Genomic DNA, 12079 nt, shown 5'->3' on the forward strand with positions numbered 1-12079 from the left:
CCGAAGGGAAGAATATAAACTACTTTATAAAGTAAAGCCGCAAGTTATATTCCAGCTTGAGCAACTTTGTAACCAAAGCTTCCCTGCATATTCAAATATAGTAAGTCGAAAGTATAGGCTTGCCATCCTGTAGCAACTCCGTCAAACTGCCCTGCTTCGCAAATCCTTCATCTTTTATGCTGCGCAAACGCCTCTGATTTTACGCCCACAAAAATGGGCAAATAAAGCAGGTAATTATTTACTCCAATGTCAACCTCTCCTATAAATCGAACTCAAATAATTCGTATATTTCAAAAAAAAACCAATGAAAAAACTATTGCTAATAACCCTCATTTTACTTTCAACCTATAGCGTAAACGCTCAACAAGGCAAACAAAAACAAGTGCTTCGACACGTAGTGATGTTTGGATGGAAAGAAGGAACGGATGCCTTATATATCGCTAAAGTGGTAACAGCTTTGAATAATTTGAAGCATAAAATCCCAACCATTAAATCATTTGAATGGGGAACCAATAACAGCCCTGAAAACTTGAACAATGGTTTGACACATTGCTTTATACTGACATTCAGCAGCGAAAGTGATAGAGATGCGTATCTTATTCATCCAGATCACAAAGCTTTTGTAGCGCTGTTAAATCCTGCTCCTGATAAAGTCACGGTGTTTGATTATTGGGCCAATAAATAATAGGGCTGTCCGTGTCGAAATTGCAAAACTGCTAAATTTTATTTATTAGATGTAGCTTGGTAGGAGTAAAGGACGGTCATAATAAGTAAAGCTTATGTAGCTTATAAACAGCTCAATTACAATTACAAGTTTCAATAAAAAAGGGTGTTAAGCTTTATAGCTAAACATCCTTTTTTGTTGGATAAATTAATTAAACCATTAATTTAACCTTCATTTTTTTGATTGAGGTTTTCAAAGTATATTTCAACCAAAGAAATCCAGCTGTTCCGGCTGTAAAGGAAGCAATCAGAATAGCAATTTTAGAATAGGTAATTACTTCTTCACCTTCACTTTTAAATGCAAGCAATGTTATAAATATGGACATCGTAAAACCAATTCCGCCCAGCATTCCTGCGCCAATAATAGTTTTCCATTGTAAATCTTTGGGCAGAACACAAATTCCCAGACTTACGCCTAAAAAGGAGAAAAGCCAAATCCCAAGCGGTTTTCCAATAACAAGTCCTGCAATAATTCCTATTGTGTTAGGATGATTCAGTCCTTCATGCCAATTAGAATTTATCGCAATACACGTATTGGCTACAGCAAATAAAGGGAGAATAAGAAAGGCTACGGGTTTGTGTAAAAAATGCTGAATTTTATACGATGATGTTTTTTTGCCTCCATCTCCAAACGGAATCACAAAAGCCAATAAAACACCAGTTATAGTAGCATGCACTCCTGAATTAAGCATGAAATACCACATGGCAACACCACCAATTAAATACGGGAATAAGCTATGAACTTTCATTCGATTCATTATAAATAGGCCACCAAGTATACCTAAGGCTATGAATAAATTCACAAATGCAATTGTTGAGGTATAGAATAGGGCAATGACAATTATGGCACCCAAATCGTCAATTACCGCAAGTGCAGTTAGAAATACCTTAAGTGATGTAGGAACACGATTGCCTAGCAGTGATAAAATACCAATGGCAAAAGCGATGTCGGTTGCCATAGGGATTCCGGCTCCGTTTTGAGTTAAGGTTCCAAAATTTAGCGCTAAAAAAATCCCGGCAGGAACTAGCATTCCACCTAAAGCGCCAAAAATAGGCAACGCAGCATTCTTTATGCTGGACAATTCACCTTTGTAAATTTCGCGTTCTAGTTCTAAACCTATCAACAGGAAAAAGATGGTCATTAGTCCGTCATTAATCCAATGTGTGATAGAGTGGTGGCCCAATCGTATTTCCCAAAATGAAATATATTCCTTTTGAAATGGGGAGTTAGCGATACAAAGCGAGAGTATGGTTACAAAAAGCAACAATATCCCTCCGGCTTTTTCGCTTTCAAAAAAGGCCTTGAATGTTTTTGTTAATCTCATTTTTTGAATTTTAGTACTACTGAATTCGGGAGAAGTATCTCCAAAACAGAAAGAATGCTAATTTACACATTTGGGAGCTATTTTTTTGTTAATTTGGGCTATTAAAAGTTAGATATTTTTATTATGGACATCAAAATTCTTCATATCGATAGCAATCATTCTTTACTTTGGAATCAATTGCAAAATGCTGGTTTTACTAATCATAGCGATTTTACATCAACCAAAGAAGAAATCGAAGCCAAAATTCAAGATTACCAGGGAATTGTAATTCGTAGTCGATTCAAAATTGATAAAACATTCTTGGATAAAGCAACTAATTTGCAATTTATCGCGCGCGTAGGAGCAGGGTTAGAAAGTATTGATTGCGAATATGCTTTGTCAAAAAATATTACGCTTATCGCAGCACCGGAAGGAAACAGGAACGCTGTAGCGGAACATGCATTAGGAATGATTTTGTCTCTTTTTAATAAATTGAATCAAGCCGACAGCGAGATACGATCCGGACATTGGAACAGGGAAAGCAATCGTGGCTATGAACTCGATGGAAAAACCGTAGGAATTATTGGTTACGGGAATATGGGAAAATCATTTGCAAAAAAACTCCGCGGTTTTGATGCGGATGTTTTATGTTATGACATTAAGGAAAATGTAGGAGACAGTAATGCCAAGCAAGCTTCATTGGAAGAATTTCAGCAAAAAGTGGATGTTGTCAGTCTTCATATTCCATGGACGCCTGAAACTGATAAAATGGTGGATGCTGATTTTATAAATGGGTTTGCTAAATCCTTTTGGATTATAAATACCTCACGGGGTAAAAATATTGTTACCGCCGATTTAGTTTCGGCGATGGAATCCGGGAAAATACTTGGAGCCGGTTTAGATGTTTTGGAATATGAGAAATTGTCTTTCGAAACGCTGTTTCAAGATAAAAATACGCCAGAAGCTTTCCAGTATTTATTGCAAGCCAAGAATGTGATTCTGAGCCCACATATTGCCGGATGGACATTCGAAAGTCACGAGCGATTAGCACAAGTAATTGTAGATAAGATTAAAGCGAAATATTTTGGTTAAACCAAAGTTGCTGAGCGGGAGAAAAGAGTTACTGGAATTGGTGGTTTTTTCTTTAAATCAAAAAATCCAAAAGAACTGGTAGCATGGTACGAAAAACATTTGGGTTTAAAAACGGATGATTATAGCTGTACTTTTTGGTGGAAAGACAAAGGTGGGAATGATTGTTCCTCACAATGGTCCCCTTTTGCTGATGATACTACTTATTTTGCGCCAAGCGAAAAACAATTCATACAAAATTTCAGAGTAGATGATTTAGAAAAATTATTTAAAAAATTATCTGATGAAGGTGTAACAATTGTGGGTGATGTGAAGACTTATGGTTATGGAAAGTTTGGTTGGATTCTGGATAGCGAAAGAAATAAGATAGAACTACGGAAACCAATTAATAATGTATTTCAATAATTTTTTATATTTTTAAACGCTGAAAAACAACCTTATAACAATTAATTATGGAAAATTCGAAGAATGAAGAATGGAATAATCCACGGCCAGTTCAACAAGACAACAAAAAACTTGCAGCAGGACTTCTTGCTATTCTTATAGGAGGATTGGGTATTCATAAATTTATTTTAGGATATACTAAAGAAGGAATTATTCAATTTTTTCTTAGTTTTTTATGTGGTTTAGGAGCTTTGATCGGAATTGTTGAAGGGGTAATTTATTTGACAAAATCAGACGAAGAGTTTTACCAAACCTATCAGGCAGGTAAAAAAGGCTGGTTTTAAGACCTAAAAAATCCCGTTCAGAACGGGATTTTTATATAATCTATAATCAGATCAATCTTCTTTTTCGCTCAGTTTTCTTTCCAGTTCGGCCTGAAATTCTTCCATTACTGGTTTCATCGTACTTTCCGGAATATCTGCAATTCGGATGTACATCAATCCGTCAACGGCATTGTTAAACAGCGGATCTACATTAAAAGCAACCACTTTTGCATTCTGTTTGATGTATTTTTTAATCAAAACCGGCAAACGCAAACTTCCAGGTTCCAATTCATCGATAATTTTATCAAACTTATTCAAATCTGATTCGGCTTCGTCAAATATGAAATCCTTATCACCATCTTTTAGTTTGACCTTGTACGCTTTCTTCGGGTGAATGTATTGCGCAATATACGGATCGTAATAATTCGATTTCATGAATTCAATCATCAATGATTTTGAGAAATCAGAAAATTGATTGCTGATACTTACGCCTCCCAATAAAAATTTATGTTCCGGATAGCGTAAAGTGGTATGCATAATTCCTTTCCAAAGCAAGAAAAGCGGCATTGGTTTTTGCTGGTATTCTTTGATGATAAAGGCGCGCCCCATTTCTATGGATTTGTGCATCATGTCATGTAATTCGGGTTCGAATCGAAAAAGATCATTCAGATAAAAACCATTTATTCCGTATTTTGGATAAATTTCAGAACCCAATCCCATTCTATAAGCTCCCGCAATTTTATTGGCGTCACTATCCCATAAAAAAAGATGGCGGTAATATTGGTCGTGCTTATCTAAATCAATGGATTCGTTTGTTCCCTCGCCCACTTCTCTAAAGGTAATTTCTCGAAGACGTCCAATTTCGTGAAGAATATTGGGTATTTTTTTTGCTCCAGCAAGAAACACTTCGTAATTTTTGCTTTGTAAAAGGCGGCAATCTGTACTTCGCAATGCATCTACTTCCTTGATCATTTTGTCCTGACTAGCGGCAGTAACAATTTTCTTCGGACTTTTAGGAATTTTTAAAGTAGGTGTAGGTAAAAAAGGACTTTCTTTTTCAAAAGGATTAGCAAGCATGTAGGTTTTCTTCCTCAAAAATTCTGAATATTCCTCTAGTGTTGTGTGTTCATTTTGTTCACTTACAGAAATCGGTTTACCAACGCGCACTTTTATCACACGATGTTTTTGGCTAAACACTTCCGAAGGCAGTTTTGCCGTTCTAAAGGTGCTGCTTATTTTAGAAAGTAAATAAAATAAGCGACTATTTTTTGCATGAAAATAAATAGGTACAACTGGAACTTGCGCTTTTCTAATTACTTTGATAGCGCCTTCTTCCCAAGGCTTATCTACCATTAATTTACCATCTTTGTAAGTAGAAACTTCCCCGGCAGGAAACATTCCCAGCGGCTTTCCATCGCTTAAATGACGCAGTGTTTCTTTTATTCCCACCACGCTTGATTTAGCATCCTTATGATTTTCAAAAGGATTAACCGGCATGATATATTTCTTAAGTGGTTCAATTCGATGCAAAAGAAAATTGGCAATAATTTTGAAATTAGGTTCTCTTTCAAGCATTAATTTCAATAATAAAACACCGTCAATTCCTCCCAAAGGGTGATTGGAGATCGTGATATAAGCGCCTTCTTTTGGTAAACGTTTTAAATCCTCTTCCGGGATTTCAAATTTTATTTGTAGATCATCTAATATTCCATTCAGGAAATCAACATCAGTTAAATGTTTATTTCTGTCGTATACTTTGTTTAAGGTAGAAATTTTTAACACCTTCATAAGCATCCAGCCTGAAAAAGTACCTAAAACCCCGTACTTATCTGCATTTATCGCTTTTGCGACTTCTTTGGCAGTTACTAAACCCATGTATCTTTAATTTTTTTTGAGCAAGAAACAAAGATAGCAAAAAACTCCATTTTCTCTCTTTTTCTGAGTCAAACTTATCCTTTTTTGTTACATTTGAAACACTAAAAATAAATCAATGAGAATTATTTCATACAACGTCAACGGAATTAGAGCTGCCATTTCAAAAGGATTTATTGATTGGTTGCAACACGCAAATCCAGATATTATTTGTCTTCAGGAAATTAAAGCAACCGAAGAGCAAATTCCGGTCGATGCTATTACAAAAGCGGGTTATCCCTATCAATATTATTATTCAGCAACTAAAAAAGGGTATAGTGGCGTGGCCATTCTCTCAAAAATAAAGCCTAATAATGTAGTTCACGGAACCGGAATTCACCACATGGATTTTGAAGGAAGAAACCTTCGGGCTGATTTTGATGACTTTTCTGTGATGAGTTTATACTTGCCATCGGGGACAAATATTGATCGATTGGATCATAAATTCACGTTCATGGATGATTTTCAGAATTACATTGACGAACTCAAAAAAGAAACGCCAAATTTAATTATCTGCGGAGATTATAACATTTGTCACGAAGCAATCGACATCCATGATCCTATAAGAAATAAGAACATTTCTGGGTTTTTACCGCAAGAAAGAGCCTGGCTCGACGGATTCATGAAGTCCGGATTTGTGGATAGTTTCCGCCACTTCAACAGTGAGCCGCACCAATATTCATGGTGGAGTTACCGCGCTGGAGCTAGAGGAAACAACAAGGGCTGGCGCATCGATTACAATTTAGTGAGCGACACCCTAAAACATAAACTCAAAAGGGCCGTTATTCTTCCTGATGCAGTCCATTCAGATCATTGCCCTGTTTTGGTGGAATTAGAGTAGCATTTAGGAGCTATTTCCCGCTATCCGTTACAATCTTTTCTCTCGTTAAAAAACAAGAGAAAAGGATTTTCACTTTTATCGGGGCTAGGGCATTTGAATATATTTTGAATTTTTGCTTTCAAAAACAACAACAGAAACAACATAAATACCAACAAAAATGATAAAAAGAGTTTCCATCGGATTACTAATACTGGCACTTTCAAGTTCTTGCGTATCTAAGAAAATATACAATGATTTAGAAAGTAAGTTCACCGATTTAAAAAAAGAAAACAGAAGTCTGGCTGATGATAATACTGAATTGCTGAGGGATAAAAACCAATTAGAATTAGATCGCGATGCTGTAAAAATGGATTTAAGTAAATCAAAATCGGAGCTGGATAAATTAAAAATGGATTATGCAGCAGCTCAAAATAAATTTAAAGTGTTGCAGGATTCTTACGCTGCTTTAGAAAAAAACAGCAGCGACGCTATGCAAAGCAACATGAAAAAAAATCGTGATTTGCTGGAACAATTAGACGAGAAAGGGAAAGCGTTAGCAGTAGAGCAAGAAAGTTTAAATAAAAGTGCACAGCGTTTACAGGAATTAGAAAATTTGATTGCTGCTAAAGAAGCGAGCATGAAAAAACTAAAAGAAACGTTATCGAAAGCGTTGAATAGTTTTGAAGGAAAAGGCTTGACAGTAGAACAAAAAAATGGAAAAGTATATGTTTCTATGGAGAACAAACTACTTTTCAATTCCGGAAGTTGGGCAGTAGGTTCTGAAGGAAAAAAAGCAGTTATTGAAGTAGGTAAAGTTTTGGGCGACAATCCAGATATCTCAGTGCTTATTGAAGGTCATACGGATGATGATGCTTTTACGGCTTCAGGTCCAATTGCGGACAACTGGGATTTATCTACCAAAAGAGCTACTGCAATTGTAGCAATTTTAGGGGAAAACAAAAAAATCAACAAGCAAAATCTTACGGCCGCCGGAAGAGGAGAATTTTCGCCTTTAGCAAGTAATTCAACCGCTGAAGGAAAAGCAAAAAATCGTAGAATCGAAATTATCCTTACACCAAGATTAGACGAAATTTCTAAGATGTTGAATGAGATTAATTAAAAAAAAGAAAAGTTTTAAAGTTGCAAAGGTTCAGAGTTTATGCTTTGAACCTTTTTTAGTTAAAATGAATTATTTACAGAATATCCAGTATTTATAAGTTTTGTCCTTAAGAATTAAGTGTTGATTCTTAATGAAGCTTAATTTCTTGATGATTTGAAAAAAGAACCTTTTTCATTTACCGATAATTCGTAAATTCTACCTGTCGATTAACGGTTTCTAATTTGCGATTTTGCGATTTTATTTTTTTAAATATCGCATTTTTTCTTAAATAAACGTTTCTCAATTTTGTGTTAACAGCAAATTTAAACAACAAACAAATTTTATCTTTGTTTTCGAAAATTAAAATATAATTTCCTTAAAAATGAAATACACTACTTTACCCAATACTGATATAAAAGTCAGCAAAATTTGCCTTGGTACCATGACTTTTGGACAACAAAATACGGAAGCTGATGGTCACGCTCAAATGGATTACGCGATGGAAAAAGGAGTCAATTTCTTTGATACCGCGGAGATGTATTCTGTTCCGGCGCGTCAGGAAACCTACGGAAGTACAGAGAAAATCCTTGGAACTTGGTTCAAAAAATCGGGTAGAAGAGAAGACGTAGTTTTGGCCTCAAAAATTGCGGGACCAAATCCTAATTTTACTTACATGCGCGAGACAAATGATTTTTCGCCCGCTAGTATTCAATTTGCATTAGACCAAAGTTTACAACGCTTACAAACGGATTATATTGATGTGTACCAGTTGCATTGGCCGGAACGCAAAACTAATTATTTTGGACAACGCGGTTTCAAAGTGCAAGACGATGCTTGGGAAGATAACATTCACAATGTGTTGGAAACGTTGGACGGTTTCGTCAAAGAAGGGAAAATCAAACATATCGGACTTTCTAATGAAAACCCTTGGGGAATAATGCGTTTTCTGGAGGAAAGCAAATACAATAATTTGCCAAGAATAAAAACAATTCAAAATCCCTATTCCTTATTAAATCGACTTTTTGAAAATGGGTCAACCGAAATTTGCATGAGAGAAAATGTAGGGTTATTGGCCTATTCGCCGATGGCTTTTGGGGTTTTGTCCGGTAAATTCTTAACTGGCGAAAATCATCCAAATGCCAGAATCAAGTTGTTTCCGCAGTATTCCAGATACAATAGTGAGCAATGCACAGAAGCAACTAGATTATACCAGGAAATTGCCAAGAAAAACGGATTGACCTTAACGGAACTGTCTTTGGCATTCATTGAACAACAGCCGTTTTTAACCAGCACAATTATCGGAGCAACAACTATGGAACAATTAAAAGAAAATATAAACTCCATTAAAGTCTCCCTTTCTGATGAAATTTTAAAAGCAATTGACGAAGTTCAGGCAGTGATTCCTGATCCGGCACCGTAAATTAAAAAACCATTTTTTGTACTTTAGACAAAGGAGGAATCTCACACAATGGCATTCCTCCTTTGTCTAAATTACAATATAAAAGTAAATTCAAACATTCGTGAATTTGGTAATTTCTTCGTGAATCTTGGGGTAAAATAATTGGTTTTAAAGATCAAATTCTTCATCAACGGATAATGAATCGATTTTAATTTGCGTGGTATCTCGGGTTTTTATTCTTAGAAAAGACCTTGCTGGACCAGAAATGATGATATGTTGTGACTTATAAATGGTGTCGTCAGGACTTAACAATCCTCTCCGGAACATAATGTTTGTTAAAAAAGATTCTTGTCTGGTTGCAAAATCTTTTAGCATTCCCTGGTCGTTAAACTGGTACATGAATTTCTTTGGACTTGGGATAATTCTGGCGAGATAAAGGCATTCATTCAAATTTAATTCTGATGGACTTTTCTGGAAGTAAAAGCGACTAGCTTCACCAATTCCATATACATTTGGGCCCCATTCGATGATGTTAAAATATACTTCCAGCATGCGTTCCTTGCTTACAATTTTGTTATTTTCAAGAATGTAAACTAGCAAGATTTCTTCTAGTTTACGTGACACTGTTTTTTCTCGGGTAAGAAAAACATTTTTTACTAATTGCATGCTAATGGTGCTGGCGCCGCGGGAAAATTTTTTGGTTTTAATGTTTTTTATGATTGATTGCTTAAAAGCTTCATTGATAAAACCATGGTGTGAAAAGAAAGAAGGATCTTCAGTAGTGAGAACACATTTTCTTAAGTAGGGCGATATTTGGTTTAAAGGCGAGTAATTTGGATTGGCAGAACCAACCAAAATTGGACGTTGCAATACATTTTTTATAAGTGCTCGATAAATGAATTCTCCATTTAGTTTGTTGAGATTCGCTTTGCCATATTTTGTAATTTTTAGATTTTCCTTCCTTATATTGCTATCAAAAACCAGCTGATCAGGTTTGTTTTTGTTGAAAGAGAAATTTAAATTATAATCAAAATTTCCTTCCGCTTCCATTCCTTGAAAATTTGTAAATAAGCCATCAGGAAGTGAGGAGATGAAATCCTGCGCTTTCATCTTTGAAATTTTCACTTTGAGTTTGTAAACGGTATCTTTTTTGGTTTCGTAAGCAACATAAGGATGAAATTTCACCTTATTGAACTGAACTGTTGAAGTGCTGTCTATCGAAATAAAATCAGAACCCAACAAGAATCGAAAGTCAAAACGCGCATTTTCAATAATTACATCTTTACTGGCAATTTTAGAATGATCTATTTTTAAATTTTTAATAGAGGTGAAACCGTCGATATGTAATTCATCTCCATCTTGATCCATATTCTGAATATTCAATCGAATGGAATCAAAACTCGATTTTAGATTGTAACGTTCATCAAAGTAAGGAACTTTGATAGCACCGGTATCTATATTAAAGAAACGAATATCGGCTTTTTTATTTCTTGGATCGGCAAATCCTTTTATTTTCCAACGCTGAGTAAAAGTATTGGTTTGAACTGTTATTGAAGTTTCCAGTTGCTTGTTGACCAATCGCATTTTTTGGAAATTTATAGTTGCTTTTTTTCCGTTGTCATCTAACCGAAAAGAAAGATTGTCTAAAACCATATCGGTAGGAACTAAATTCAGCGCTTTTGAGATAATTCTATAGGCAAATTGGGCGTAATCTCTTTTTTCGTTGCCTACTTCTGTTTGCTTGTCTTTTTTTATAAAAGCATCAAAATTTCTTACCTTTCCTTTCTTAATAAGCTGCACAAAACCATTCTTTATTTCTAAAGTTCCAAGTTGTACATCACCTATTAGTAGTTTCCATATATTGACACTTGTTTTTAATTTTTGTATTTTAAAAAGAGTGTCTGTATTTTTTGGTGCTAAAACCACATCACTGAGGTTTACTCCAGTGAATCCGTCAAAAGAAGCTTTTTTTACTGAAAAAGTACTGTTGTAATCGATTTCCATTGTATTAGAAACCTTAGTAATGGTTTGCTGTAAAACTGCATCGCGGAAGATATAAAAAGCAATAATTAGAGCTACAAATAATACAGCAAGTACTTTTATTACTATAATTAATTTTTGTTTTCCGGTTCTCATAAGCAGTTTGTTATTTGATAGAAATCACTTTGTGGTTTTATCTGTAAAGTAAAGGAAAAAACCAGTATAGGTATTGTTTTCTCTTATTATTTTAGGGCTTTTTTGTGTCTTGCTTTGGCTTGACTAAAGAGATTTTAAATGTTTTCATTTCAGGAATATTAAAAAAATTCATTTCCTACAAATCCTGTTTAATTTGGATAACCGTTTCGTTTTTGTTTCTTTTTTCTTCATTGGTAAACCCGCAATTAGGCATATGACTTCCAATAAATATCAGATCACCATCCGTAAAATAGGATATGTGGCTTCCAATTTGGCGTTTTCCAGAACCGCCGTTTACAAAGACGAGCTCGATTTCAGGATGATAATGCCATAGGTAAGCTTTGCTGATAGCATTTTCAACTATTTTCATCGATCAGGAATCTAAAACTAGTACAAAATTACCTAAAATAAGTAAAGAATTATCTTTTTTAACTTTAATCGATTTCATAAAAGGTAAAATAGAAAATAAATTATAAAATTCTTTAGTACTTCATAATTAATCTCTTAAGGTAATTTAGCAACAGATAAATAATCAATCTAAAAATTTACTTTTATGAAAAAGATTTTAAAATTTAGTTTAGTGTTAGCCGCAGTAGCATTACATGCCGTAAAAGAACATGCAGGAAACGCTAATTTTCGTTAGATTAGAAAAAGAAGAAGAAAAGATTATATGTTTTACTTAAAGAGAAATCAAGAAAATCGATTTGTCGATTTATGATACGAGTGATAATTTAATTTATCTAAGAAAGGTTACTTCTGATGACGATAGTAACAGAACGTACGACTTAACTGCTTTTCCAGAAGGAGTTTATTTTTTAGAAGCTGAAAGTGATTTTAAAATATAAAGAAATA

At 34.7% G+C, this 12079-nt stretch carries 11 protein-coding genes; 7 read left to right on the top strand and 4 right to left on the bottom strand.

Annotated features, from left to right (window positions below; translation table 11 throughout):
• Positions 1-304 precede the first annotated feature (304 nt).
• The gene (locus C4S35_RS02365; protein WP_103998618.1) at positions 305-685 is read left to right on the top strand and encodes a Dabb family protein; all 381 of its coding nucleotides are present in this window, start codon (positions 305-307) and stop codon (positions 683-685) included.
• A 190-nt stretch (positions 686-875) separates the two neighbouring features.
• On the opposite strand, the gene nhaA is transcribed toward C4S35_RS02365, so the two are convergent.
• Entirely contained in the window at positions 876-2048 is a 1173-nt protein-coding gene (gene nhaA, locus C4S35_RS02370; protein ID WP_103998619.1) for a Na+/H+ antiporter NhaA, read from the bottom strand.
• Between the two features lie 123 nt (positions 2049-2171).
• On the opposite strand from nhaA, the gene C4S35_RS02375 reads away from it, so the two are divergent.
• From C4S35_RS02375 to C4S35_RS02385, 3 genes are read left to right on the top strand one after another with little or no spacing between them, the layout of a single operon-like run.
• Entirely contained in the window at positions 2172-3119 is a 948-nt protein-coding gene (locus tag C4S35_RS02375; RefSeq protein ID WP_167386501.1) for a 2-hydroxyacid dehydrogenase, read from the top strand.
• A gap of 36 nt (positions 3120-3155) precedes the next feature.
• Complete coding sequence (locus C4S35_RS02380; RefSeq protein WP_103998621.1) at positions 3156-3521, top strand: VOC family protein; 366 nt, start codon at positions 3156-3158, stop codon at positions 3519-3521.
• A gap of 47 nt (positions 3522-3568) precedes the next feature.
• A complete protein-coding gene (locus C4S35_RS02385; protein WP_103998622.1) occupies positions 3569-3844 on the top strand; it encodes a TM2 domain-containing protein in 276 nt (91 codons plus the stop codon).
• Between the two features lie 51 nt (positions 3845-3895).
• On the opposite strand, the gene C4S35_RS02390 is transcribed toward C4S35_RS02385, so the two are convergent.
• Complete coding sequence (locus C4S35_RS02390; protein ID WP_103998623.1) at positions 3896-5698, bottom strand: GNAT family N-acyltransferase; 1803 nt, start codon at positions 5696-5698, stop codon at positions 3896-3898.
• A gap of 115 nt (positions 5699-5813) precedes the next feature.
• Between C4S35_RS02390 and C4S35_RS02395 the strand changes: the two genes are divergently transcribed.
• The 3 genes from C4S35_RS02395 to C4S35_RS02405 all read left to right on the top strand — a co-directional run bounded on the left by C4S35_RS02395 (position 5814) and on the right by C4S35_RS02405 (position 9073).
• Positions 5814-6575 carry an exodeoxyribonuclease III gene (locus C4S35_RS02395; RefSeq protein WP_103998624.1) on the top strand — a complete coding sequence of 254 codons (762 nt, stop codon included), beginning with the start codon at positions 5814-5816 and terminating at the stop codon, positions 6573-6575.
• A 157-nt stretch (positions 6576-6732) separates the two neighbouring features.
• Complete coding sequence (locus tag C4S35_RS02400) at positions 6733-7674, top strand: OmpA/MotB family protein (protein WP_103998625.1); 942 nt, start codon at positions 6733-6735, stop codon at positions 7672-7674.
• A gap of 361 nt (positions 7675-8035) precedes the next feature.
• Entirely contained in the window at positions 8036-9073 is a 1038-nt protein-coding gene (locus tag C4S35_RS02405; protein ID WP_103998626.1) for an aldo/keto reductase, read from the top strand.
• A gap of 147 nt (positions 9074-9220) precedes the next feature.
• Here the strand turns inward: C4S35_RS02405 and C4S35_RS02410 are convergent, their stop codons facing one another.
• A complete protein-coding gene (locus tag C4S35_RS02410) occupies positions 9221-11188 on the bottom strand; it encodes a transglycosylase domain-containing protein (RefSeq protein WP_103998627.1) in 1968 nt (655 codons plus the stop codon).
• 175 nt (positions 11189-11363) lie between these two features.
• Entirely contained in the window at positions 11364-11597 is a 234-nt protein-coding gene (locus C4S35_RS02415) for a cupin domain-containing protein (RefSeq protein WP_425269131.1), read from the bottom strand.
• Positions 11598-12079 lie beyond the last annotated feature (482 nt).

The organism is Flavobacterium urumqiense (assembly GCF_900108015.1).
In the GTDB taxonomy this organism is placed as follows: domain Bacteria; phylum Bacteroidota; class Bacteroidia; order Flavobacteriales; family Flavobacteriaceae; genus Flavobacterium; species Flavobacterium urumqiense.